Consider the following 23,823-nt stretch of genomic DNA (forward strand, 5'->3'; position numbering starts at 1 on the left):
AGACGAATAAGCATGCCTTATCTTTCCCTTCGTGACATGGACATGTATTACGAAAAAATGGGTGTTGGGGATCCGATTCTCTTCTTACATAGTGGGTTTTCGCGAGGGATATTAGCGTTTGCGAGTCAAATGCTCGATTTTCAAAAGAAGTATACTTGCTACTTCCCTGATTTCCGTGGACATGGGCGTACCAGGAGCAGCAGCCTGGAATGGAGCACCCCCCAGCATACCGAAGATATCGTTTCTTTTCTGGATCATGCGAACATTTCCAAAGCGCATTTGATTGGATACGGAATGGGGGGCGGGGTTGCTCTTCACTGTGCGGTCTATCATCCGGAAAGAGTCGCTTCGTTGACTTCCATCGGGCAATGCGGCTTTGTCGCCTCTCAAGGTTCTGAAGAATTCGAGCCGGAATGGCTTTTGCAGAATGGCCGCATGGAGTTTATTGACTCCATGAAGGAGAGGCATTGGGAAGCGCATCAAGGCAATTGGCAGGAGTTTTTGCGGACAAAATTAAAAGACTGGCGCGCTTACCCGCAGCTTAGCGACGATGAGCTCAGGAACATTCCTTGCCCAACCCTGTTTATCGCTGGGGAGCATGATGAGCTTACCCCTGAAGAGGATCTCAAGCGTGCGACAGAGCTAATTCCAAACTCCCGTTATGTGATTGTGCAGGGAGGCAGTCATCGACCGCATATGAATAGAGAGAATCCGGTGTTCGTTAACGACACCATCTTGGAATTCCTTGCATACGCAGCCGACCAAGGCTGAAGCCGGGACATCCTTCAAGTTGCGGTCAATCGAGTCCTATTGAAAAGGGGCGCGAAAAGCAAAGAAGAGGGGTGCTGAGCCCCTCTTCTTTGCTTTTCAAACCGATTCCTAATATTCCACACCGCGCACTTTAGAAAAGATCATGGTGTTCCTCAGGGAACCGTCTACATCCCGTTTATCGTTCCGAAGAATGCCTTCCAGTGTGAAACCCGCCCGTTCCGCAACCTTTGCACTTCGCGAATTCCGGGAATCGCATCGGATTTCAATCCGGTTCGCTTGCAGCTCTTGGATGGCGAAGGCCGTAATGGCATGGACGGCTTCCGTGACGTAGCCTTGTTTTTCGTAGGAAGTACGCACCCAATAGCCAATTTCAAATTTCCGTGCCTGCCAATCCATCCGATGAAGACCGCTGCTGCCCACCAGCTGGCCGGTCTCTTTATGGACTAGCAGCAATCTCAAGTCTGTGCGCTCTAAAAATTGTAAACGAGACCGCCGGATGCCTGCTTCGGATTGTTCGATCGTCGGAACGGCTAGCGCCCACGGCATCCACGGCCGTAAGGCATCGAGGCTTTCCTTGACCGCCTCGTTGAGAGCCGTTCCATCTCCCCATAACGGCGCACGGATCCACAAACGTTCACTTTCAAAACGGTCCGGGAAATCTAACAAAATCGGGTCGGTCTTCCTAGTGTCCATATATTCATCCCCCATGAATTTCCAATAAACATAGCACAGGGTTGAACCTCTCTTCAAGAAAAAGAGAGCGGAGCAGCCTGAATAAAGAATCGACCTTACGTTCAGGAAATGGAAGGGAAGCCCGCTCGGCTCCACAGCCATAAAGGAGTATGAACGTCAATGGGGGCAAGTCCGCTTCCGTGCAAGGCGTTCTCCCATGCTTCCGCAACCGCTTGCCGGTCATCGGAAGATCCGTTCAATACCTCATCGGTACAGAGTCCTAGTCGAACGGAAGCTTTTAAAATATGCGTATCGGGAGCTACGGTGATGAGTTCCCGAGACTTCCATTTCACCCCTGTATAAACTTCCATCGCGTACAGCCAGTAATTGAATAGTTTCGGTCCGGATAGATAAGGAAAGTCGGATTTTCTAGTTCCTTGTACAATGGATTTTAATGCCGCAATGTCAAATTCTACGGATTCTAGCAAGCCAAGAACATCTTGTCTAGCGGAGGAACGGGCAATCCCATGCGAAACTCGTTTCCAGATATCCGGATGGCGATTGGGCTGCAAAGCAACACGGCTGCGCACCAAGATCGGACGCAATTCCTCCAATCCCCGTTCGGATAACGTTACCGGATGAAAGACCCATCGTGCTTGAGGATCGAGATAAGCCTGAGCAACGGACTCCCACAGCGAGTAGGAGTTCCTTTGATAATTCAAGGACATGCCAAGCGTCAAGACATCCGGCAAATCATCCTCTGCAACTATGCCTAGTAGTGCATCCTCCGGCATAATCTCGCCTCCAAGCTTTCCCTCCGCATGCATCTGAATAAGCGTGTGAACCGTCGTGATAAAGGAATCCCCCGTCATTTCTCTCTCTCCATTTTGTCAGAATTTCTCATAGGAGCATTGTACATCAAGTTCGGGGTGGGAAAAACCGTCGACCTAGTTCTCTCACAAGCTCTAGTTTCTAGAATAGGGGAGAGAGCTGGACTACAAGAGAATGGAAATACTTTACAAGATTGTAATTACGTAATACAGTAATTACGTAACAACAAAATACGGAGGAGAGGATACACATGACGAGGAACCTTGCCGAGGAGCTGGATGCCTTGAAGGGCAAGCTGGAAGAGATTGAAGCGCATATGAAGCGGCTCAGCCAGGAATCGTCCGGGGGCAGTGAGAGGAGAGCCGTCGGTCCCACGGGGCGGCCGGCCGCCGAGGGAAGTCTGGGTGCGCTTTACTATTCCGGGGAATGGAAGCATGCCGAGCAGACGATCTATTGGGAACCGCAACAGAGAGAGGCTGCCGATCTGCTCGGGACACCGGCCGACAAGGCATCCAAAATCTTTGCGGCGATCGGCCATAAACAGCGGCTGGAAATTCTGCTCGCCGTACTGAAGGAGCCGCTGACGGGCACTGAGCTTGTCGAGCGGCTGCATATGGGCACGACTGGCCAGCTGTATCACCATCTGAAGGCGCTGCTAGGCGCCGATCTGCTCGTCCAGGAGGAGAGAGGAGGCCGTTATGCGGTGCCGGCACACCGCTCCCTGTCCCTGCTCCTGCTGCTGGCTTCGGTGACGGAGCTTCTCGACACGAGCAATTACCTCGACATGACGGAAGCCCGCAGCAATCCCGGCATCTATCTCGGTGCACCAGAAAAGGGCGGGTATGATCCCCATCAGCTGCTGTGGGCGGTGATGGAAAACAGCATATTGGAGCACAAAGCGGGCTATTGCACGGAAGTGAATCTGTATCTGCATGAGGACGGCAGCGTCACCGTGGCCGACGACGGCCGCGGGATTCCGGTCGCGGCGCTGGCGCCTTCGGGTCCGTCCATCGTGCAGCGCGTTCTGACGGAAATTAGCCGGACGGCGGGCCAGCCTGCGCCGGAAGGAAAGAAGGGCGTCGAAATCGCCGTCGTGAACGCTCTATCCAGCAGCCTGACCGTCGATATCCGCCGGGACGGCCGGATGTACCGGCAGAGCTACCGCAACGGCATTCCGCAGACCGGTCTGCAGCAGGTGGGGGAAACCCGGGAAACCGGCACCAGTGTTACGTTCCTGCCGAATGCGGAGCTATTTGCCGGGACGGTGGACCGGGAGGTGGTAGAAGCCCGTTTGACGGAATGGCGCCTCCACTACCCCGATTTACGGATTTCCGTAACGGGCGGCGCCTCTCTAGAGGAAGGAAGGGAATAGGGGACGCGCTGCGCTCCTAGTTATGGGAATCCGGCCTTCGTCGCGAGGAGAAACCGTCTGGTGTCGGTTAGTTCTCGTACCAACTAATACAGCCTCCTAGACGGAAACGCGAGCAAGAGATGCACGAAATACAGGCAGGCAGACCCGGGAACTTTCCCGAGTCTGCCTGCTGCGAATTCCGGCCGCGCCAGTCAGCCTGCGCCTGCCCGCCAGACTTTGGCCGGCACGAGAAGAAGGCGGACGAGGAGCAGCCGGGACAGCGCGTTCCGCAGCCGGAAAAACGAACCGAGCCGGTCTCGTTGTTCGGGCTGCGGAACCGCGGTCCGCCGTTTGGCCGGGAGGCTGGCGCGGAATAGTGCCGTCCCGGTCATGCTGATGAAGGCGGCGAGAAGCTCCGTGCCGCACAGCTTGAATAGGCCTGCGTACAGGAGCGGGCTGACGAGACATTCCTGAACGATGAAGCGGGCGATGTCCGACCGGTCGATGACGAAGATGACGATCTCAGGGGAAGCTATCGGTCTCAGACGGGTTCCTCCTCGAATAAAATGCGCCTTCCAAGTTTATGTCGGAATGAGGCGGATTAATCCAGATTTTGCCGAAGGCTCGACCCAAGCCCATGGTGTTGAAGGCTAGGTCTCCGGGATCTTGCTTCCCTATTCTGCCAGGCGCGGGTTATGATGGAGAGCATGAGGGAGAGCATGAGGGAGAGCAGACGGCGAAGCATTCGGCCTGACTGGCATAGACGGTGGTCTGCCTACAGCGACGACCATGCCGGGTCGCCCGAGCTCCGAGCGATGTGAGGGGAGAGCGTAGAAATGATACTGAAGGAAGCGGCAAAGTTAATCAAGACAGCTGTGCTGCGAGGGGACGGCGAAACTGCATTTTCGGGCATTCAGATGCATACGGCCAAGCTCGCGCCCGGCGACCTGTTCGTCTGCGTGCCGGCCATTCCCGGTCAGCTGACCGATCGCCATGCTTATGCCGGGAAAGCTTGGGAAGCCGGGGCGTCGGCACTGGTCGTGGAGCGGGAACTGGACGTTCCGCTGCCGCAGCTCGTCGTCAAGGATGCCCGGTATGCGATGGCCGTTATCGCCGCGGCTTTTTACCGGCATCCGAGCCGGGAGCTCAAGCTGATCGCCCTAACCGGCACGAACGGCAAAACGACGACCAGCTACATCATAGAGGCCATTTTGGGTCATGCCGGTTACCGGACGGGGCTCATGGGCAATATTGCGACCAAAATCGGGGACACGGAATGGGAAACGGACATCAATACCCAGGAGCCTCCCGCCCTGCAGGCCAATCTGCGGCGGATGGCCGATGCCGGCGTCCAGTATTGCGTCATGGAAGCGACCTCCCAAGGACTCGCGACGGGACGAGTGGTCGGCTGCTCCTTTCGGACGGCGGTCTTCACCAACCTGACGCAGGATCATCTCGATTTCCACGGCACGATGGAGGACTACCGGGCGGCCAAGGGGCTATTGTTCTCCAGGCTCGGCAATGCGGAGCTTGGAGGAGACGACGAAAGGCGTTACGCTGTGCTGAACGCCGACGACGAGGCGTCGGCTTACATGAAGAGACAAACCGCGGCGGAAGTACTGACGTACGGCATCCGCAACCCGGCGGATGTTCAGGCGTCCGACATGCAGCTTACCCCGCGGGGAACCCGGTTCCGCCTGACATCCTTCGCAGGAGAAGCGGAGCTGACGACGAAGCTGGTCGGCGCGTTCAACGTTGAGAATGTGCTGGCCGCAGTGACGGCCTGCCTGGCGGAGAACATACCACTGTCCGTTATCCGAGACGGTTTGGCCGCCATGCCTCCTGTTCGCGGACGGATGGAAGTAATAGACGAGGGACAGGACTTTCTCGTGCTCGTAGATTACGCGCATACGCCTGACGGACTCGAGAGCGCTCTCTCGTCGATCCGGGGCTTTGCCGAGGGACGCATCATTACGTTGTTCGGCTGCGGAGGCGACCGCGACCGCTCGAAGCGTCCGATGATGGGTCGTACAGCGGCCGCATACAGCGACTGCATCGTGCTGACCTCAGACAATCCCCGTCTTGAAGATCCCGAAGCTATCTTGGACGGGATCGAGGAGGGGATCCGGGACGCCGGCTGGGCGGAGGATCGGGTTGAACGGATAGCCGACCGCCGCGAGGCAATCGCCCGGGCGATCCGGCTGGCGCAGCCTGGCGATGTCGTCTATCTCGCCGGCAAAGGCCATGAGACGTACCAGCTCATCGAGGGCCGCAAGCTCGAGCTGGACGACCGTGAAGAAGCGCAAAAAGTTCTTCGCACGCTAGTGCAGGGAGGGAACAGCCGCTGATAGTCATTCCTCTACCCACTTAGCAGAGAACAGGAATAAGAACTAGAGAATCAAAGAGAATACGAGAATGGACACGTATCCTTCCATTTTTTAACTCGATATCCCAGGCATTTGGCAAATTTTGCGCTTTCACGCGCTTTCCGGTAGAATGTTGAAGGTGTCCGGCCAGCTTCTACAGACTACGGAAAGTGAGGACAGAGCGTTGAACCGACGACCAAGACGATTACGCAGAAAAAAACGCCCTCGCTGGCAACGGCTCTTGATTCGGCTGATAGGAGGATGTCTCCTCCTGTTTGTCGGCGCCGGAGGCCTGTACGCCAGCAGCCTGTACCAGAAAGCCGATGAGGTCATCACGCAAGTCGGCACGGCGGAGCAGGTGCCAAAGGAGGAGGCGGCCCAGACGAAGCCGCTGACAATTCTGCTTATGGGCACCGATTACCGCGAAGAAACGCAAAGCATGAACACCGATGTCATGATGGGCATCGCACTCAATCCGAAAACCAAATCCGCGACCGTCGTGTCTCTGCCGAGAGACCTGGAGATGGAGCCGGAAGGCTTTAGGGCGCACAAGGCGAACTTTTTTTACCCTCATTTCTATGCGGAGAACAAAGAGACCGCATTCGGCAAATCGAAGGATCTCTACGGAGAATTCTTCGGTTTGCCCTTCGATTACATGGTGACGATTGACTTCGAAGGCTTCGTCAAGGCGATCGACGAGCTCGGAGGCCTCACCCTGGACGTCGATATGGACATGCGGTATGTGGATGAAGCCGATGGCACGAACATCGACCTGAAGCAGGGCACCCAGCTGCTCAGCGGCAAGGAGACGCTGGACTTCATCCGGTACCGCAAGTCGAATCGCGGGACTGAGGAGTCGAGCGATTACGAGCGCAACCGCCGGCAGCAGCAGGTACTGGATGCGATCGTCGGCAAGCTGGGGACGGTGGACGGCGCCGCCAAGCTCGGCCAGCTGCTCGAAGCGGTCGGCAGCGAGATGAAGACGGATATTCCGGCGGATCAGATCAAGAACATGATCAAAACGTACTATTCGATCAAGCGGGAGAACATTAAGTACATGCCTCTGGAAGGCGAATGGGTCAGTCCGTTCGTGGAGGTGGAGGAGAACAAGCTCCAGGAGGCGAGAGACGCGCTGCGCAAGGAAGCAGGCCTCCCGGTTTCTTCCGTGGAAGAGAAAAACGAGGGACCCGGCAAAACCGGCGAAACCGGCGATTCCGATTCTTCCCGAACTGAAGGCCCGGCAGTCGAACGAACGGATGCCCCCGAGCGGACCGGGACGTGGATAGAAGAGGACACGGGGAGCGACAGCCGCGAACCGGACGGCCCCGACTCGAGCCGGGCCGGGGACGCCGAGGACTCCGTGTACAGGGAATCAACGGATACGGATCTATCCTCTCAGCCGGGTGAGGAGATTGGGAGTCCGGATGACTCGTCCGACCTCAGCCCTTCTCTGGAAAGCGGGATCTCCCGGTAGTCGTCCAAGGGAGCGGGGAGCGGCCTTTGAAGCTTCCTTCTAATGATGGATTCCGGCGCAAACCTCTTTACGTTCGCCGCTTCCGGCTTCGGAGCCAACCCGCTCCATCCGCAAGTTCGGAGCACGAGCATTCGCTTTGCTCTTCGACGAATAAGACCAACGAGCAATGGAGACATAGATTACATAGGCCAGTAGAAGAGAAGAGGTGACGCCCATTGGCGAATGTCGATATGACATCGCTCATCCTGCTGCTTCTCGCAGCGTTGGGCTTGTTCAGCAGCAATGTGACGGTAACCGTAGCGATGCTTGTCCTGCTTCTGCTGCGGGTGACGCGCATGGACCAGGTCTTTCCCTGGATCGAAAAATACGGCCTGACGATCGGTATTGTCGTCCTGACGATCGGCGTCATGTCGCCGATTGCGAGCGGCAAGCTCGGCATCGACGAGATCATGCGTTCGTTCCTGCATTGGAAGTCGCTGCTCGCGATTGCCATCGGCATGCTGGTCGCCTATCTGGGCGGACGCGGCGTCACTCTTATGGGCAGCCAGCCGACGATTGTCGCCGGGCTGCTCATCGGCACCGTGCTGGGCGTGGCCCTGTTCCGGGGCGTGCCCGTCGGCCCCCTGATCGCGGCGGGCCTGCTGTCGCTCCTGATCGGCCGATCCTGAAGGAGGCATAGGGGCGAGCCCCATCCTCCCGTGTGCCCGGCCAAACGAAAAAAACCGTTTCCCTGACCGGGAACGGATCCCTGCTGCGAGACGCTTCGGCTGTCTCGGGCAACAGGATCCGCTTCCGGACTAAAGGAAACGGTTTTTTTGTGTGAAGAGGCAGACTTCATCGATGCGGCGCCTTCGCGGCAGGCGGTTTCTCGCGGGTCCGCCATTTCCGGAACTGGAACACCGCGAGGATGATTCCTGCAAACAGCAGCACGCTCAGGTTGTCCACGATGATCGCGTCGTACAGAACCGGGGATGCGGAGCCGTTCTGCACCGCCAGGACCCCGCCCGTGAGATGGACGCCGAGCAGCATGCCGTAGTCCCGGAGCGGCCGGAGCCAGCCCGTTTCACGGCGCCAATATCTCCCTACAAAAACGAGCAGGGCGATATTCATGAGGATAATGCCGGCGGAAGGGGAAGCGTCTGCGAACATATCGTCATCAAGCAGCCAGTGCGGCATCCAGAAGTAGGCGACGAGCAGATTGAAGACGAGCAAGACGGCATAAGCGGGCAGAAACAGCTTGCGGTCGTTGACGGACTGCTTGGCCCGCCTGACCTCCTTCATGCGGGACGTCCGGAAGACAGGAAGGTCGGAATACTGCGAGTGGCCGACCAAAATCTTTTCGATCTGCTCGCCGTAGACGAGCTTTGGGATTTCGTCGTAGCACGACTCGTAATCCTCAAGCTTCAGCTCCTCGACATTCTCGGGCGTATAGAGAATCGGAAGGCCATGCGTTTCGAACTTCCTCATCCAAGTATCCAGCTCGGTTCCATCTCCAAGTCCGAACATCGAGTAACGGACGGTTCCGTCTTCGTTTTCCGATTTCATGATAATCTTGGCTCCGACTCGATAACAGCCGCGGCTGTTGGATCCAGAGGAGATATACGAAGTCGTTCGCCCGATCAACACCTCTCGCATCCGCTCGAACGGAATAAGCTCTTCTTCCGTATAGCCGGACTTCAAATCTTTGAAGTACGTGTAGTAGCCCTCGTCCCTCAGCTCGCACAGCACCTCGATATTGTTGTTGAACCGGGTGATGACATATACGATCCGAGTGATGAACAAGATGAAGCCTCCGATCGGGAAGCAGAACAGCGCGCCGACCCAATCCTGTATGACGACGAAATAGACGCCCAGGCCAAGCCCTCCGACTCCAATGCAAGCGAGTAAGCCGATAAGGACGATTTGAGCGACTTTTGCCCAGCCGGGTACCCGGTTCGAATATTTGAGATCTTTGCCGCCGCGCATTTCGATCATGCGGGCATACCCCCTTTCGCCAAATCTGTTGGAAGTCTTATACGCGGTAACCGGTCAAAAGGTTTCCCGCTGGCTCGCGATGCCGCACCAAGCGCGGTGATGTCACGCAGAAACGCCACTTTTCTTATCCGAATAAGGTCCGATCACCCGTCTGCGAACTACTACGTTGGCGTCTTCTTTTGGCCTCAAGCGCGCTATTCCTGCAGAGGAAGGCAAGCGCAGGAAAGAATTGACTCATTCAGTTCAGGAATTTACCGCTTTTGGCCGCCCGGTGTTCTTATAATGAGAGGGAACCGGAGAGGGGAGCGGGCGATTACGGGAGTCGGTTGAAATCATGGTGCCAAACCTGAACGCGGACAAGGTGAACGGTTATGACCCTGGTCCATGCAACCTCTGCGGCTCCTGATCAAGAATCCAACCCCGTATCCGGAACGTTTTCCAAAAAACGCGATTTCCTCTAAGGAGGGGAGAGTCCATGCAGTCCTATTTCGAGCAAGTGTCGAAGGTTTTGGAGACGATTCAAAAGACACAGCAAGCCGCCATGCAGCAAGCGGCAGCCGTCTGTGCGGAAGCCATCTCCTCACAGCGGATGATTTTTATTCTCGGAACGGGGCATTCCCATATGCTGGCGGAGGAGCCCTACTATCGAGCGGGCGGTCTGGTGCCGATCCTCCCGATTCTCGACACCGGGCTAATGCTGCACGAGGACGCCGTGAAGAGCACGCAGCTGGAGCGGCTGAAGGGCTATGCGGCGATTCTGCTCGACAGAGCGGGCGTCGGCAGAGGCGATGTGCTGTTCATCGCCTCCAACTCCGGCATCAACAGCGTGCCGGTCGAAGCGGCGTTGGAAGCTCGACAACGCGGCGCTTATGTCATCGCGCTCACGTCGCTTGCCCATTCTCGCCATGCCGAGCCGCGCCACCCGTCCGGCAGCAGGCTGTACGAGGCGGCGGATCTTGTGCTGGACAACTGCGGCGTCCACGGAGATGCAGCCGTCCATCTGGAGGGGCTGGAGACTCCGATCGGCCCGACTTCGACGATCGCCGGTGCGTTTATCATGAACAGTATCGTTGTGAAGATATGTGAAAATCTGCTGGCGTCCGGGGTGGAACCGCCTGTGTTCCGCAGCGCGAATGTAGCCGGGGGAGAGGCGCATAACAACGAACTCATCGAGCGCCTTCGGCAGGCGGGGTATCGGCTGCGGCTATGACGAACCGGACCTATCTCTTGGGCATCGACGGAGGCGGGAGCAAGACGGATGCAATGCTGGAATGCAGAGAAACGGGAGAGAGGCATCGGCTGACGGGCGGCCCGCTCAACGCGATCACGGACGGAAAGGCGGTGGCCCTCCGTCAATTGTTGGAGCTTTCGGATCGCATCGGGCAGCTCTTGCTGGAGTACAACGGCCGGTTGTCGAGCGCGGTGATTGCCACCGCCTGCCATATCGGATCCGCAGATAGCTCCCACTGGTCCATCCAAGCTCTGGTGGACCGGTTTCCGGGGGCCCGGGTGATCGGATGCGAAGATACGGAGGTAGCGCTGTATGGGGCATTGGCAGGCGAGCCAGGCATTCTCGTCATCGCCGGGACCGGTTCGGCAGCCGTAGCGCTCGGTACGGACGGCCATATCGTTTCCTGCGGCGGCTGGGGTCCCTGGTTCGGAGATGAAGGGAGCGGCTACTGGATCGGCTGCGAAGCGCTGCGCTCCGCGGCGCGGGCGGCGGATGGCAGGGGGCCGGAGACGATGCTTCGGCAGCTGCTGGCGGAGCGTCTCGGGATTCGCCGCTTTGCCATGCGAGAAGTGGCGGAAGAAATCTATGGCGCCGGTTGGAGCCGGAAGGAAATCGCCTCGCTGACGAGGCCGGTCGCGGAGGCGGCAGCACGATCGGACATGGTTGCCCTGTCCATCCTCCAGCGCGCGGCCGACTGGCTCGCCGAGCATGCGAGCACGCTGCATGACCGGTTGACCGGACGTACGCCGGCGGTTGCCTCTTATGCGGGAGGAGCCTTCGCCATAGGCGAGCTGCTGATCGGACCGCTGCGGGAGCGTCTGGCCGCCTCCCGGATTCGGCTTGTTCCCCCGCTTCTGTCTCCCGTCGAAGGAGCGCTTGAGCTGGCAAGGAAGGAAGCGAACGAGAAGGAGGAGCGATCCGCGACATGACAAGGAAGCTGCATTTGGGAGTGCGCAAGGTTGATATTACGCCCATGGAGCCGGTACCGCTTGCAGGCTTTGCGGTCCGAAGCGGGCAGGGGCCGTTCACAGGCGTGTCGGAGAGGTTGTTCGCCCGCCTGTTTGTGTTCGATAGTCAAGCTCTTGATGATGACGGGGCCGCGAAACGCGCTCTATTGGTGTCCGCCGATTTGATCTGGTGGGGGAGCGAACGGGTGCCCCGCTTGAAAGCGCGCATCTCGGAACGCTATGGGATCGAGCCGGACGCGATTCTGCTGCACGGGACACATACCCACTCTGGCCCACAAACGTCTGCTCTGTTCACCTCGTATCTGGGCGTTCCCGACGAAGCCTACCTGGACTCACTCGAGACAAACGTGGTGAACGGAATTGCCGAAGCGATCCATGATCTGGAACCGGTCCATACCGCCAAAGGAACGGGGAAGTCGGAGCTGGCGATCAACCGCAGAGGGCTGCGGCGGACACCTCCTGAGCTGCGCACGGCCGACCAGGAGGTGAGCGTGCTGCGTTACACCCGGGAGGATGGCTCCGTCAAGGCGATTCTCGCGCATTATGCTTGTCACCCTGTCATTACGGACGAGAATCGCGTCTCGCCGGATTATGTCGGGATCGCCATGTCCGAAGTGGAGGGGCACTTCGGCAAGGGTACCGTCTGTGGCTTCCTGCAAGGGACATGCGGCGACCTGAACCCGGGAGACGGGAAGGCGGTGCTTCAGGGCCGACACGACCTCGTTGTGCAGGCCGGCCGTTCGTTCGCGCAGGCTATCCTGCGAACTCTAGAGGAGCCGATGGCCGAGCTGCCCGCCGTCGGGCTGAGCTGGCGGACGGTAACCGTTCCGCTGCCGCTTGCTTCCTTGCCCGAGCCGGATGTCTTGGCGAGCGGGGAGGCACTGCCGGGCGTTCAGGGAGAATGGCACCGGATCCAAAGGAGCCGGTATGCGCAGCTGAAGCCGGAGCTTCCGATCACGCTGACGCTCCTCCGGCTGGCGGAAGGGTGTTCGCTTCTCGCGATGGATGCGGAGGTGGTGGTCGACTATGGGTTGGCTATCAAACGCCGGTCTCTGGGAGAGGTTCTGCCGGTCGGCTACACGAACGGCATGCTCGGGTACGTCCCTACCGCCGAGATGCTGGAGGAGGGTGGGTATGAGGCAGTCGAATCGACCGTCTACTTCGCCATGCCGTCGGTTTTCTCGCGCGAGGTGGAGCCGATCATGATGCAGGCTATCAACTCGCTGTTATGCGGGTATGGCCAATAGAGAAAGCAGGGAGAGCCGACAGCTAACAAGCTTCCCTCTTCAAGAAGCCGCCAGGCTTGGCCCTCGCTCACTTGTCGGCTGTTAGCGAATCAGGGGTACCTCCAGCAGCCTGCCGCCGACCATGGCCCACTCCGTCTCGTACCGGTCGTTCAGCAGAGCTAGATCGGCGCGGCAGCCCTCGGCGAGCCGGCCTCTATCATGGAGACCGAGCAGCTCGGCCGGCGTGGTCGCCGCCATGCGCACGGCGTCCGGCAGCGGGATGCCGAGCTCCACTGTCCGGCGGAGCGCCTCCTGCATCGTTACTGTGCTGGAGGCGAGCGTACCGTCCGCGAGCCGGGCGACGCCGTCCGCAACGGTCACGTCATGACCGCCGAACCGGTACGTCCCGTCTCCGAGCCCCATCGCCTGCAGCGCATCGGTGATGAGGACCATCCGGTCCGGTCCCTTGAGCCGGTGCATCAGCCGGACAATGGCCGGGTGCAGATGGACGCCGTCGACGATTGCCTGCAGGCTGACATGCTCTTCCTCGAACGCGGCAGTTACGAGGCCGGGGTCCCGGTGATGGATCGGGCGCATTCCGTTGAAACAGTGGGTGACATGGCTCGCGCCCTGCGCGAACGCCTGCTTGGCCTCCTCATAGGTCGCGTCGGAATGGGCGAGGGCGACGACAATACCCCGCTCGCGCAAATACGCGAGCAGCTCCATGCCGCCGGGCAGCTCGGGCGCGATCGTCACTATTTTGATCAGGTCTCCTCCTTCGCGAAGGATCACCGCCATCTCCTCGAGATCGGGGTGCCGCAGATGAGCTTCGTTCTGCATGCCTTTTCGGCGCACGTTCAAATACGGACCCTCCAGATGGAGACCGGCAATAGCCGCCCCCTGCTCACGGCCGACCGTCCGCTTGACGGAACGGATCATGGCGAGGAGGTCCTCCAGGGAGGAGGTGACGGAGGTGGCGAGGAACGCGGTGCATCCGGTGGCGGCGCACGTCCGGGAAACCTGCTGGATGCTCTCCTCTGTGCCGTCCATCATGTCGAAGCCGTTCGCTCCGTGGATGTGGACGTCGATCATGCCCGGGATGAGGAGGCGGCCCTGTCCGTCCAGTAGGGTGTAGTCTCCGTCCGGGCTGCCGGCTTCCGCGCTCAGGCTGTCTGACAGCCGTTCGATCCAGCCGTCCCGAATCCAGAGGGTCGTCTCCTCCATCACTTGGTCCCCGTAGACGGCGCGGACGTTCTCAATCCGATAGTTGGTCATCTCTCATCAGCCTCCTGTTAGCAGGCGACTCCCAGCCGTAGGGAGTTCGCTCTGCCGGTTGTTCGGTCCTCCCAACAATGTAACGAAGGGAAAGCGAGCCGCTGGCGCGGCATAGTTCGTGGATTTTTGCTGGCCCATTCCCCTAACAACAAACAGAGGGAGAAGCAGGCGTGTATCCGCTTCGCCGGTTTGGAACGCGGTTATAGATAGTATACAATAAGTGGCAGCATAACAAGGGAGGGATCGAGCAGAAATGGCTGTACAGAGAGAACCGGACGGCCCGATCGTCTATGGAGATCCCGAGGTGATCGGCGGGCTTGCGATCGGCTCCGCCGCTTTCGATGAGGCGTTCGCGTACGAGGGGAACGATTTGGGCTGTACCTATAGCGGGGAGCGCTCCGTCTTCAAGCTGTGGGCGCCAACCGCCTCGGAGGCGCTGCTGCTGCTGTACCGTTCCTGGACAGGAGAGCCCGACGAGGTGGTTTCGATGGAGAGGGGAGAGAGGGGCGTCTGGAGCGCCGCCGTGGAGCGGGACCTGAACGGCCGGTTCTATACTTATCGCGTCCGTCTCGGTGAGCAATGGAACGAAGCGCCCGATCCGTACGCGAGGGCGGTGGGCGTGAACGGCGACAGAAGCGCTATCCTCGATCTGCGGGATACCGATCCCGAGGGATGGTCCAAGGAGAAGCCCCCCTTCAGCGGCGAAGCGGTCGATGCGATCATCTACGAAGCGCACGTGCGCGATCTGACGATCCATCCGAACAGCGGCGTCCGGCAGCAGGGCAAGTTCGCCGGGCTGAGCGAGAGCGGCACCCGAGGGCCCCATGAAATACCGACTGGACTCGACCATATCGCAGCGCTGGGTGTGACGCATGTCCAGCTGCTGCCCGTCTTCGACTACAGCACGGAGAGTGTCGACGAAACGCGGCTGGACACGCCGCAATACAACTGGGGCTACGATCCCAAGACGTACAACGTACCGGAAGGCAGCTATGCCACCGATCCGTACGATCCCGCCACTCGCATCCGCGAGCTGAAGCAGCTCGTTCAGACGCTGCACAGCCGCGGGCTGCGGGTCGTGTTGGACGTCGTTTTCAATCACGTATACGACGGCTACCGGGCTTCGCTCGCCAAGCTCGTACCCGGCTATTACCTGCGCCGCAAACCGGACGGGTCACTGTCGGACGGCTCCGGCTGCGGCAACGATACCGCGTCGGAGCGGATCATGATGCGGCGGTTCCTCGTCGATTCGGTCGCCTATTGGGCGGAGGAATACGGCATCGACGGGTTCCGCTTCGACCTGATGGGCCTGCACGACGTGAAGACGATGCAAACCGTCCGTGAGCGCCTCGACCAGATCGACCCGACGATTCTAGTCATCGGGGAAGGATGGGATTTGGAGACGGAGCTCCCGCATGAGGAGAGAGCAGCCCAGCACAACGCGGCCCGGCTGCCGCGGATCGGCCAGTTCAACGACAGTCTGAGGGATGCGGCCAAGGGGAGCATTTTTGCTCCGGACGGACGAGGCTTCGTCAGCGGACAGCCCGGTCTGGAGGAGGCGGTCCGCACCGGTGTCGCCGGCGCCATCCATTACGACGACGAGCGGCAAGGGTTCGCCGAGGAGCCGGGCCAGACGGTGCAGTTCGTCGAATGCCACGACAATCATACGCTGTGGGATAAGCTGACGCTTTCGGCGCCGGACGCGTCGGAGGACGAGCTGAGGAGCATGCACCGGCTGGCGACGGCTATCGTGCTGACGAGCCAGGGCACGTCCTTCCTGCATGCGGGACAGGAATTCCTCCGGACGAAGAACGGCTGCGGCAACAGCTACAACCAGCCGGACGAGGTGAACCGGCTGGATTGGGAGCGGGCGTACAAGTACCGGGACGACGTGCTGTACGTCATCGAGCTGATCGCGCTGCGCCGAGAGCATCCGGCCTTTCGCCTGCGCTCGGCCGCCGAAATCCGCGATCATCTCCGCTTTGAGCAGGCGCCGGACGGCTGTGTAGCATACACGCTTCGTGGTCATGCGGGCGGAGACCGAGCGAAGCTTCTCTACGTCCTGTATCACGCACGCAGAGGCGGAGCAACCGAGCTTGAGCTTCCCGGGATCGGCAGCTGGTCGGTCCGGTTCGGAGGAGAGCATGTCCGCGGGCTGGAGGGAACCCGGCTGACAGCAGAAGGAATCGGACTCATCGTGCTGACGGCCGATTAGAGTAGCGTACACGTGTTCCTCGCGCCACCAAGGTGCTGCACGGATAGCTCTTCCAATATGGATGTGTTCGAAAAACCGGCTGGAAAAAGCCGGTTTTTTTGTCGTGTGCCCATTGCATTAGGTGTATTAAGTGATATAATACACTCATAGTTACTAGAAGCCGTCCTCCGGACGCGGCGAAGGAGGGAGAGGTTTGAAGGAAGAGCTGGGAGGCAAGCTGCAGTTTGAGCTGGATTTGAGCCAGCCGCTTTATGAGCAGGTATGGAACCATGTGAGGAGCAGTGTAGCGAAGGGAGTGATCGGCTTGGGAGAGAAGATGCCTTCCGTGAGAGAGCTGGCGCAAATGCTGCAGATCAATCCGAACACCGTTATGCGCGCCTACCAGGAGCTGGAGCGGGACGGTTTGACGGAGACGCGGAGGGGGCAGGGGACATTCATTACCTCGGACCCGATCAAGGTGGCAACGGTCCGGGAGTCTCTGGCGCAAGCCGCCGTCGAAGAGTTTTTGGCGAGAATGGACGGTCTCGGCTTTACTGTTCGCGATGTGATGCAGATGATTCGGAGCAAGGGAGGGAACGGAGAATGAAGGACGTGGCGGTACAGTGCGACTCACTCATCAAGACCTATGGAGGCAAGCGGGCATTGAACGGCTTCACGCTCTCTCTGCCGGCTAACCGGGTAACCGCGGTGCTGGGGCCGAACGGTGCCGGCAAGTCGACTTTTTTCCGCATGCTGACCGGCCTGACGGCTCCCGACAGCGGATCGGTCCGGGTATTGGGTCACGCGCCCGGCTGGAGGACGAACCGCCAGATTGCTTATCTGCCAGACCGAGCCCGCTGGTATGGCAATCAGACGGTTGCCGAAGCATTGGATTGGGGCGCTAAGCTGCTGCCGGGTTTCGACCGGCCGCGAGCGGAGCAACTGCTCCGTTATATGGACCTGGAGCTTCAGATGCCCGCCGAAGGAATGTCGCGCGGCCAGGAAGCCCGGCTCATGCTGACGCTGTGCATTGCGCGCGACGTACCGCTCCTCGTCCTCGACGAGCCGTTCGCGGGCATCGATCTCATCTCCCGTGAACGGATCGTTTCCGCGCTGATCGACAACATGAGCGACCGCGAGCAAACGGTGCTTATCAGCACGCATGAGATCGTAGAGACCGAGGGACTGTTTGATTACGCCGTCTTCCTGGAGAACGGACGCGTCGCGCTCGCCGGCGAGACGGAGGAGCTGCGCCGCGAGCGCGGTTCGCTGGAAATGCTGTATCGCAAATTATTCGGATAGGAGGTAGCCGCATGCAAGGATCCTTTGGGCACTTGATCAAGCAGGACAGCTTGCGCACGTGGTGGACCGGCAAGGGAGCGCTGCGTTCTCCCTGGTTCTGGTTCTACACAGTGTTCATCCTGCTAGTTGTTGTAGGCTCCGTCACGGTGCTAAGCCTGTCGGGTTATTATGAGCCGCTGGCGCCGCTGTTCATTGCGTTCGGTTTGCCTTACATGGCATTTATGATTGGCTATAATCTGTTTTTCCGGGAATGGAAGAACGGAACCGTCAGCTGGTGGCTCACGCTTCCCTATCCCCGGTACCGGCTGATGACGGCCAAATATTTGGCTGCGCTGCTGCAGAATTTGCTTATCTACATGGCCATTCTGCTGGCTACTCTGCTTCTGGCCGGCTACAGCATGCTGCTGGACGATAGGTACCGGCTGTCGGATTTCGGAGCCGCGCTGCTGAAGACCGTAAGCTGGTACGGTATCTCGCTGAGCATCGTTCCGTTCATGACCGTCTTCGGATTGCTGACGGCCGTCGTTATGAGCTCCCGGCTCAAGCCGCTCTCGCCGCTCTTTTGGATAGGCTTCAGCATCACCGGCAACATGGCCACGTGGATGACCGCGTTCTATACGGACAATACCTTCTGGAACCAGTTCGGTGTGACGGAGCCGGGAGGGATCGTTGTTCCGGTCTGGTTCCAGGCTGCCATCGTCCCCGTCTCACTCGTCCTCGCGGCATTGTTCCTGTGGCTGTCCGCACGAATCGTTGACCGGCAGCTGACGATGTAGGAAGGACTCTGCCTGCACCGAGCAGATGACTTTCGGAGAAAGGCTGAGGGTGAGGCGGCTGGACGGACAAAAAGAGCTGCGCCGATCAAGCAGAGGTTGCTTGCAGGCGCAGCTCTTTGGCGTTTGTTGTTCGTGAAGGGACCGGTCGGGCGGGTTGCGAAGGCAGGGGACCAAGCGGATCTGCCGCTCCCTCGGTTACAGGTCATAATAGGTCTCTTCCCGTTCCTCTTCCAGCTGCTTGCGTCTAAGCTCCTTATAGACGCCATAGAGACGGCTGCAGACAAGGCAGCAGACGGAGGTGCCGAAGGCGAGACCCCAAAATTCCCAGCTATCCGCCCATTCGTCGACGCGCGACATGGCGATAGCCATCTCGATCATACCCTGCAGGACGAGAAAGAAGAAGGTAACCGCCCAGAAGCCGACCAACTGCGGCTCTGTAGCATCCTTCATGGTGATCTGGTCAACCCATTGCAGCCATTTACGCTTCATCGTTCGTTCCGTCTCCTTTCAAGTGGGAATGCGTTAGATCGCTTCTTATACATTGGTTACCCGCCCGGCGGGGACTTGCAACCGATCCCGCACAAAAAAGAAGGCCAGCCGTTCAGAAAGGAAGCGGCGGCCGTACGGCTCTGTTTAGTCCGAGGTCATCGGTGTTAAATATCCGTAGGGCATAAAATAACAATTCCCAAGCATCCTATACAGCAAACCGACGGAAAGAGGGGAATACGATGGACAAGAAGAGTAAAAACGACTATCCGAACGAAACGACCAATACATTTGCCGGCATCACGACGCCATCCGATCAGCAAAACATCGCCGCCACCGATTCGATAAGCGAATTCGTCGAGGAGGCGATGGACAACCTCCAGGCGACGTTTGATCCCGAGGCGAAGAAAAAGAGAGAACAGGAACGCGTTCCTTTACAGAATAAGAAAGAGTAAGAGAAGAAGTCCGCCGAGCAGGCGGCTTTTTTTTGCGTTCGTGAGCAATCTCAAAATAGGGATTGTAGAAAAGCATCTTCCCGTTATATACTTTATCCAATCATTAGAATATCGTTAGCATATTACTAACTGGAGGTAGGATTACGAATGAATACAAAAACGCAGTTTCCCGCGCTGCTGCTCGGCGTAGTTGGCCTGAGCCTGCTTGTAAACGGTTGCAGCAGCGAAAAAACCCCCGAAGCTTCCGCCAAGGAAGTGCCGTCCAACCTGAATTTGACCGGCTTCCCGATTGTGAAGGAGCCGATCAAGCTCACGTTTTTGGCGGGAATGGGGTCGACGACCTCGACCAACTGGAACGAGACCATGATCTGGAAGGAATACGCCAAGACGACGAACATGACGATCGACTTCCAGCTGACGCCGTTCGAGAATCTGAAGGAAAAACAGAATCTTCTTCTGGCTAGCCAAGATTACCCTGACGCATTCCATACGGCCCGGTTCACGCCGACCGATCTGATGAAATACGGCAGCCAAGGGATCTTTCTCCCGCTGAACGACCTGATTGACCGATACGCCCCCAATTTCAAAAAGGTGATGGAAACTTATCCGTGGGTCAAGCAAGGCATCACGATGCCGGACGGCAATATCTACGGATTCCCGCTTATCTACGAACCGGGCTTCAATTCCATCCTGGTCAGCCAAAAGCTGTTTATCAAGGACGAATGGCTGAAAAAGCTGAATATGCAGCCGCCGGAAACGCTGGACGATCTGTACAATTATCTCAAGGCGGTCAAGACGACCGATCTGAACGGCAACGGCAAGCAGGACGAGCTTGGTCTTGGCGGTGTCAAGCTGACTCCGCTTCTCGACAACTTAAAAGGCTCATTCGGCCTCATGAACCGCGGAACGGCCAACAAATACATAGACCTCGATCCGAAGTCGAACAAGCTCCGCTTCTACCCGACCGATCCGGCTTACAAGCAGCTGCTGGAATACGTGAACAAGCTATGGAAGGAAGGGCTGATCGACAAGGATATTCTGACGATCAAGGACCAGGAATTTTTCGTAAAGGGCAAGCAGGGCAACTACGGAGCGGTCGTCACCACTTGGACGGCTTCCAACATGCAGCAGCCGGGCTATTCGATTCCGAAGGCGCTCAAGGGTCCGAACGGAGACCAAATCTTCACGGCGACGTCCTCGCCGCTCGTCCAGCTGGGTGCATTCACGATAACCGACAAGAACAAGTATCCGGAAGCGACAGTCCGCTGGATGGACCATTTTTACGGGGACGAGGGGATGAAGAATTTCTTCCTCGGCTTCAAGGATCTGACCTTTGTCGAGCTGCCGAACGGCGAATTTGATTACAGCGACCTGATCAAGAACAAGCCCGCCGAAAAGACGACCAACCAGGTGCTGGCCAGCTATGTCACCTGGCCGGGAGGGAGCTACCCGGGACTGGTTACCCGCAAGTATTTTCGAGGCTCGAACGAAGAGAACAACCGGCTCATGAGTCCGCTTGATCCGTATATCATCAAGGAAATCTGGCCTGCCTTTACGTTCACGTCGGACGAAACCGACGAGCTGGCGGCTCTCGCCACCGATCTGGGCACGTATGTAGAAGAGATGACGACCAAGTTTATTAGCGGAGACGTGCCGTTCAGCGAGTGGGACAAGTATGTGAGTACGGTGAACAAGATGAAGCTCGATTCGTTCATGGGTATCTACGAGAAGGCTTACAACCGGTACCAGAATGCCAAATAGAGAAATAGCAAGAACCCCGGACGATCCGCCATAGGCGGGTCGGATCCGGGGTTTTCCTTTACGGCCGGCTTGTCTGACTACGGTCTTTAGGACAAGCTGCAGTCTAAACTTCCACCAATTCAGCACTTCTCATGCTGGAGGGGATAGGCGGCCGCACTAGCTTATTTGAAGATTTGCAGGCGGGAGTGCAGCGGCTTGAATTCCTTCTCGCCGGGCTCGGCCGTCGGTTTGCCGAACGGCATCTGGGCGATCAGCTTCCAGCTCTCGGGCAGGTTCCACTCGGCGGCGACCTTCTCGTCGATTAACGGGTTGTAATGCTGCAGGGAAGCGCCCAAGCCTTCGAGCTCCAGCGACGTCCAAACGACGAATTGCAGCATGCCGTTCGATTGCTGGGACCAGACGGGGAAGTTATCCTTGTACGACGGGAACTGCTCCTGCAGGCCCTGTAACCACATCATTGTCCTCGAAGAAGAGGACCGTTCCGTAACCGTTCTTGAATCCCTGCATTTTTTGCGCGGTATCGGGGAAGCTATCAGCCGGTACGATGGCGCGCAATGTCTCGGTCGTCAAATCCCAAAGCCGGTCATGATGCTCACCGAGCAGGATAACGACACGGGCGCTTTGGGAATTGAAGGCGGAGGGGGTATACTTGACAGCTTCTCCAACGATTTCGTGGATGCGCTCATCGGATACAACCGGGTCCTTGCTGATGGCGTAGATGGAGCGTCTAGCTTTCAGGGCTGCGACAAAGTCTTTGGACATTTCGAGATAGTCACTCCTTATTTGTTAGTAACATACTTAATTATTGTGCCACAAAGGCGACAAAAAAGGAACCCGTTTCTCGTCAATTCCGACGAAGGAAGTCCATTCGCTAGCCTACCCCTGAATCGAAAGGGCCATCCCGCCTGTTTCTCCCAGTCCTTTAGTAGGAATTTCATTGACAAAACAAGTTGTTCTGTATATAGTATTCATATCAACTAATTGCGAGAGGCGGTTCAACCAGTATGCTAAGAAGTCAGCTTGACCAATCGGTTGGGTTTTTGATGGGGGTGGCCTACCGCAGGGTAACGAATCTGTTCCAGCTGAGGCTAAAGGAATACGACATTACGCCGGAGCAGTGGGCCGTGCTCAACCGGGTGGTCGAGGAGGACGGTCTCATTCAGAAGGAAATTGCGGAGCGTGCCGGCAAGGACAAGGCGTCCACGACCCGGATGCTGGACGTACTCGAAGCCAAATCGTTTCTGGTTAAGCAGCCGGGTGTGCAGGACCGCCGTTCCTTTACGGTGCACGCGACGGAAAAGGGCCGCGCCCTCATTCGGGAGACGCTCCCGATCGAGGAGAAAACGATGCGCGACGCGCTTGAGGGAATTCCAGAGGAAGAAGAACGGTTGGTGCTGAGCGTGCTCCGCCGCATTCAGACGAATTTGGACCGGTGGACCGATCAATCTTGAAGAGAGAAGGAACAGAATGAACTTGCAACAAGAACAACGACTATGGACCAAATCGTTTATCAGCTTGACCGTCAGTTATTTTTTGCTGTTTTTATGCTTGCAGATGCTTTTATCTCCGTTTCCTTCTTATGTTAAGGAAGCCTTTCAGCCGAGCGACTTCGCCGTCAGCCTCGTAACGAGCCTGTTCGCGCTGTCGGCGGTCATCACCCGTTTCGTCACGGCTGCGCTGCTTAAAAAGGTGCACCGCAACATCATTCTGATGGCGGGACTTGTTATCGGCAGCTTGTCTACGATCGCCTATCCGCATGCGGGTTCCATGGCCGCTGTGCTCCTCCTGCGCATAGGCTTCGGGATCGGCTTCGGGATGGCTAGCACCGTCATGCCGACGATGGTGTCGCAGATTATTCCGCCGCGGCGCATCGGGGAAGGCATCGGGTACTTCGGCCTGTCCAACAGCCTGGCCATGTCGATTGGCCCGCTTATCGGCCTGTGGATGATTGGGGAATACGGATTCGGCTCCTTGAGCGCGTGGGGGGCGGCTGCGGTAGCGATCATTATCCCGCTGCTCTTGGTGACGCGCTCCATACCACCTCAGCCTTCCAAAGTGCAGCCAGTGAAGGAAGAGAACCGGAAGCAGGGGGAGAAGCGGGGGCTGTCCGGCAAGCTCGTGCTGCCGGCTATCCTGAACCTGCTGCTGTCGATTACCTACGGAGGCCTTGTCAGCTTCCTCGCCTTGTTCGGCAAGGAGATCAACGTCAACCAGGTCGGCTTGTTCTTTTTGTTCAACGCGCTGACCGTCGTGCTCGTCCGGCCGTTTTCGGGCCGGCTGTTCGATAGCAAAGGGCACAAGTACGTCCTTATCCCCGGCTGTCTGGCAGGGATAGGAGGCTTGTACCTGCTGTCCATGACCCATTCGCTGCCTATGCTGATCGGCTCCGCGCTGCTCTATGGCGTCGCTTACGGCTCGATCCAGCCGACGATCCAGGCCTGGATGCTGCGCGAGTCGCATCCGGAAGCGTATGGGGCGGTCAACAGCCTGTTCTACAACTCGATCGACCTCGGCATCGCGATCGGCGCGATGCTGCTCGGCACGATTGCCGCCGCCACGAGCTACGGCATCATGTACCGGTATGCGAGCGGGTTCATGGTCCTCTTCTTCGTCCTCTATGCGATGGCTCTCTTGGTACGGGGGGACCGGACCGCTATGCAGAAAAAGCTGGGCTGACGATAGACCTGCATGTCCCCGCTTCAAGCAGAAG

At 58.2% G+C, this 23,823-nt stretch carries 21 protein-coding genes and 1 pseudogene; 16 read left to right on the plus strand and 6 right to left on the minus strand.

Annotated elements, in window-relative coordinates; genetic code table 11:
- Positions 1 to 12: 12 nt before the first annotated feature.
- Entirely contained in the window at positions 13 to 771 is a 759-nt protein-coding gene (locus KJS47_RS01305) for an alpha/beta fold hydrolase (RefSeq protein ID WP_213522111.1), read from the plus strand.
- Positions 772 to 879: 108 nt separating this feature from the next.
- Here the strand turns inward: KJS47_RS01305 and KJS47_RS01310 are convergent, their stop codons facing one another.
- A complete protein-coding gene (locus tag KJS47_RS01310) occupies positions 880 to 1,464 on the minus strand; it encodes a GNAT family N-acetyltransferase (RefSeq protein ID WP_213522113.1) in 585 nt (194 codons plus the stop codon).
- 101 nt (positions 1,465 to 1,565) lie between these two features.
- Positions 1,566 to 2,315 carry a hypothetical protein gene (locus KJS47_RS01315; RefSeq protein WP_213522115.1) on the minus strand — a complete coding sequence of 250 codons (750 nt, stop codon included), beginning with the start codon at positions 2,313 to 2,315 and terminating at the stop codon, positions 1,566 to 1,568.
- 209 nt (positions 2,316 to 2,524) lie between these two features.
- Here KJS47_RS01315 and KJS47_RS01320 point away from each other — a divergent pair, with 209 nt between their 5' ends.
- From KJS47_RS01320 to KJS47_RS01335, 4 genes are all read left to right on the plus strand, one after another.
- Positions 2,525 to 3,646 carry an ATP-binding protein gene (locus KJS47_RS01320; protein ID WP_213522117.1) on the plus strand — a complete coding sequence of 374 codons (1,122 nt, stop codon included), beginning with the start codon at positions 2,525 to 2,527 and terminating at the stop codon, positions 3,644 to 3,646.
- A gap of 815 nt (positions 3,647 to 4,461) precedes the next feature.
- Positions 4,462 to 5,973, plus strand: coding sequence for a UDP-N-acetylmuramoyl-L-alanyl-D-glutamate--2,6-diaminopimelate ligase (locus KJS47_RS01325; protein WP_213522119.1), 1,512 nt, complete (start codon positions 4,462 to 4,464; stop codon positions 5,971 to 5,973).
- A gap of 259 nt (positions 5,974 to 6,232) precedes the next feature.
- A complete protein-coding gene (locus KJS47_RS01330; protein WP_213522121.1) occupies positions 6,233 to 7,465 on the plus strand; it encodes an LCP family protein in 1,233 nt (410 codons plus the stop codon).
- Between the two features lie 230 nt (positions 7,466 to 7,695).
- On the plus strand, positions 7,696 to 8,133 hold the full coding sequence (locus KJS47_RS01335) for a DUF441 domain-containing protein (RefSeq protein WP_213524906.1): 438 nt from the start codon (positions 7,696 to 7,698) through the stop codon (positions 8,131 to 8,133).
- Positions 8,134 to 8,299: 166 nt separating this feature from the next.
- On the opposite strand, the gene KJS47_RS01340 is transcribed toward KJS47_RS01335, so the two are convergent.
- Positions 8,300 to 9,439, minus strand: coding sequence for a hypothetical protein (locus KJS47_RS01340; protein WP_213522123.1), 1,140 nt, complete (start codon positions 9,437 to 9,439; stop codon positions 8,300 to 8,302).
- Positions 9,440 to 9,914: 475 nt separating this feature from the next.
- Between KJS47_RS01340 and KJS47_RS01345 the strand changes: the two genes are divergently transcribed.
- Genes KJS47_RS01345 through KJS47_RS01355 form a run of 3 tightly spaced genes read left to right on the plus strand, consistent with a single transcriptional unit; the run spans position 9,915 to position 12,885 of the window.
- On the plus strand, positions 9,915 to 10,649 hold the full coding sequence (locus KJS47_RS01345; protein WP_213522125.1) for a sugar isomerase domain-containing protein: 735 nt from the start codon (positions 9,915 to 9,917) through the stop codon (positions 10,647 to 10,649).
- Positions 10,646 to 11,599 carry an N-acetylglucosamine kinase gene (locus tag KJS47_RS01350; RefSeq protein ID WP_213522127.1) on the plus strand — a complete coding sequence of 318 codons (954 nt, stop codon included), beginning with the start codon at positions 10,646 to 10,648 and terminating at the stop codon, positions 11,597 to 11,599. Before KJS47_RS01345 ends, KJS47_RS01350 begins: the two co-directional genes overlap by 4 nt.
- Complete coding sequence (locus KJS47_RS01355; protein ID WP_213522128.1) at positions 11,596 to 12,885, plus strand: neutral/alkaline non-lysosomal ceramidase N-terminal domain-containing protein; 1,290 nt, start codon at positions 11,596 to 11,598, stop codon at positions 12,883 to 12,885. The genes KJS47_RS01350 and KJS47_RS01355 overlap by 4 nt, the downstream gene beginning before the upstream one ends.
- An 81-nt stretch (positions 12,886 to 12,966) precedes the next feature.
- Here the strand turns inward: KJS47_RS01355 and nagA are convergent, their stop codons facing one another.
- Positions 12,967 to 14,139 (minus strand): N-acetylglucosamine-6-phosphate deacetylase, encoded by a 1,173-nt coding sequence (gene nagA / locus KJS47_RS01360; protein WP_213522129.1) that lies wholly within the window; start codon positions 14,137 to 14,139, stop codon positions 12,967 to 12,969.
- A gap of 253 nt (positions 14,140 to 14,392) precedes the next feature.
- Here nagA and pulA point away from each other — a divergent pair, with 253 nt between their 5' ends.
- From pulA to KJS47_RS01380, 4 genes are all read left to right on the plus strand, one after another.
- Complete coding sequence (gene pulA, locus KJS47_RS01365; protein WP_213522130.1) at positions 14,393 to 16,354, plus strand: type I pullulanase; 1,962 nt, start codon at positions 14,393 to 14,395, stop codon at positions 16,352 to 16,354.
- Positions 16,355 to 16,547: 193 nt separating this feature from the next.
- Positions 16,548 to 16,940, plus strand: coding sequence for a GntR family transcriptional regulator (locus tag KJS47_RS01370; RefSeq protein WP_213522131.1), 393 nt, complete (start codon positions 16,548 to 16,550; stop codon positions 16,938 to 16,940).
- Complete coding sequence (locus KJS47_RS01375) at positions 16,937 to 17,635, plus strand: ABC transporter ATP-binding protein (protein WP_213522132.1); 699 nt, start codon at positions 16,937 to 16,939, stop codon at positions 17,633 to 17,635. Before KJS47_RS01370 ends, KJS47_RS01375 begins: the two co-directional genes overlap by 4 nt.
- Before the next feature lie 11 nt (positions 17,636 to 17,646).
- Positions 17,647 to 18,411, plus strand: coding sequence for an ABC transporter permease subunit (locus KJS47_RS01380; protein ID WP_213522134.1), 765 nt, complete (start codon positions 17,647 to 17,649; stop codon positions 18,409 to 18,411).
- A gap of 195 nt (positions 18,412 to 18,606) precedes the next feature.
- On the opposite strand, the gene KJS47_RS01385 is transcribed toward KJS47_RS01380, so the two are convergent.
- Positions 18,607 to 18,900 carry a hypothetical protein gene (locus tag KJS47_RS01385; RefSeq protein WP_213522136.1) on the minus strand — a complete coding sequence of 98 codons (294 nt, stop codon included), beginning with the start codon at positions 18,898 to 18,900 and terminating at the stop codon, positions 18,607 to 18,609.
- A 239-nt stretch (positions 18,901 to 19,139) separates the two neighbouring features.
- On the opposite strand from KJS47_RS01385, the gene KJS47_RS01390 reads away from it, so the two are divergent.
- Complete coding sequence (locus tag KJS47_RS01390) at positions 19,140 to 19,352, plus strand: hypothetical protein (RefSeq protein WP_213522138.1); 213 nt, start codon at positions 19,140 to 19,142, stop codon at positions 19,350 to 19,352.
- A 147-nt stretch (positions 19,353 to 19,499) separates the two neighbouring features.
- Complete coding sequence (locus KJS47_RS01395) at positions 19,500 to 21,113, plus strand: type 2 periplasmic-binding domain-containing protein (RefSeq protein WP_213522140.1); 1,614 nt, start codon at positions 19,500 to 19,502, stop codon at positions 21,111 to 21,113.
- Positions 21,114 to 21,274: 161 nt separating this feature from the next.
- On the opposite strand, the pseudogene KJS47_RS01400 reads toward KJS47_RS01395, so the two are convergent.
- Positions 21,275 to 21,875: pseudogene (locus tag KJS47_RS01400) on the minus strand (nitroreductase family protein).
- 242 nt (positions 21,876 to 22,117) lie between these two features.
- Between KJS47_RS01400 and KJS47_RS01405 the strand changes: the two are divergent.
- Both KJS47_RS01405 and KJS47_RS01410 read left to right on the plus strand, forming a co-directional pair.
- The gene (locus KJS47_RS01405; protein WP_213522142.1) at positions 22,118 to 22,564 is read left to right on the plus strand and encodes a MarR family winged helix-turn-helix transcriptional regulator; all 447 of its coding nucleotides are present in this window, start codon (positions 22,118 to 22,120) and stop codon (positions 22,562 to 22,564) included.
- Positions 22,565 to 22,580: 16 nt separating this feature from the next.
- The gene (locus KJS47_RS01410; protein ID WP_213522144.1) at positions 22,581 to 23,789 is read left to right on the plus strand and encodes an MFS transporter; all 1,209 of its coding nucleotides are present in this window, start codon (positions 22,581 to 22,583) and stop codon (positions 23,787 to 23,789) included.
- The last annotated feature ends 34 nt before the right edge of the window (positions 23,790 to 23,823 follow it).

Origin of the sequence: Paenibacillus sp. J31TS4 (assembly GCF_018403265.1) — a bacterium.
In the GTDB taxonomy this organism is placed as follows: domain Bacteria; phylum Bacillota; class Bacilli; order Paenibacillales; family NBRC-103111; genus J31TS4.

Bases quoted from the DNA above. Each gene is read 5' to 3' on its own strand.
- KJS47_RS01350 (WP_213522127.1), top strand. From the start codon at position 10,646: ATGACGAACCGGACCTATCTCTTGGGCATCGACGGAGGCGGGAGCAAG.
- nagA (WP_213522129.1), bottom strand. From the start codon at position 14,139: ATGACCAACTATCGGATTGAGAACGTCCGCGCCGTCTACGGGGACCAA.
- KJS47_RS01375 (WP_213522132.1), top strand. From the start codon at position 16,937: ATGAAGGACGTGGCGGTACAGTGCGACTCACTCATCAAGACCTATGGA.
- KJS47_RS01335 (WP_213524906.1), top strand. From the start codon at position 7,696: ATGACATCGCTCATCCTGCTGCTTCTCGCAGCGTTGGGCTTGTTCAGC.
- KJS47_RS01385 (WP_213522136.1), bottom strand. From the start codon at position 18,900: ATGAAGCGTAAATGGCTGCAATGGGTTGACCAGATCACCATGAAGGAT.
- KJS47_RS01355 (WP_213522128.1), top strand. From the start codon at position 11,596: ATGACAAGGAAGCTGCATTTGGGAGTGCGCAAGGTTGATATTACGCCC.
- KJS47_RS01315 (WP_213522115.1), bottom strand. From the start codon at position 2,315: ATGACGGGGGATTCCTTTATCACGACGGTTCACACGCTTATTCAGATG.
- KJS47_RS01320 (WP_213522117.1), top strand. From the start codon at position 2,525: ATGACGAGGAACCTTGCCGAGGAGCTGGATGCCTTGAAGGGCAAGCTG.
- KJS47_RS01325 (WP_213522119.1), top strand. From the start codon at position 4,462: ATGATACTGAAGGAAGCGGCAAAGTTAATCAAGACAGCTGTGCTGCGA.
- KJS47_RS01390 (WP_213522138.1), top strand. From the start codon at position 19,140: ATGGACAAGAAGAGTAAAAACGACTATCCGAACGAAACGACCAATACA.
- KJS47_RS01340 (WP_213522123.1), bottom strand. From the start codon at position 9,439: ATGATCGAAATGCGCGGCGGCAAAGATCTCAAATATTCGAACCGGGTA.
- pulA (WP_213522130.1), top strand. From the start codon at position 14,393: ATGGCTGTACAGAGAGAACCGGACGGCCCGATCGTCTATGGAGATCCC.
- KJS47_RS01310 (WP_213522113.1), bottom strand. From the start codon at position 1,464: ATGGACACTAGGAAGACCGACCCGATTTTGTTAGATTTCCCGGACCGT.
- KJS47_RS01405 (WP_213522142.1), top strand. From the start codon at position 22,118: ATGCTAAGAAGTCAGCTTGACCAATCGGTTGGGTTTTTGATGGGGGTG.
- KJS47_RS01345 (WP_213522125.1), top strand. From the start codon at position 9,915: ATGCAGTCCTATTTCGAGCAAGTGTCGAAGGTTTTGGAGACGATTCAA.
- KJS47_RS01305 (WP_213522111.1), top strand. From the start codon at position 13: ATGCCTTATCTTTCCCTTCGTGACATGGACATGTATTACGAAAAAATG.
- KJS47_RS01380 (WP_213522134.1), top strand. From the start codon at position 17,647: ATGCAAGGATCCTTTGGGCACTTGATCAAGCAGGACAGCTTGCGCACG.
- KJS47_RS01395 (WP_213522140.1), top strand. From the start codon at position 19,500: ATGAATACAAAAACGCAGTTTCCCGCGCTGCTGCTCGGCGTAGTTGGC.
- KJS47_RS01410 (WP_213522144.1), top strand. From the start codon at position 22,581: ATGAACTTGCAACAAGAACAACGACTATGGACCAAATCGTTTATCAGC.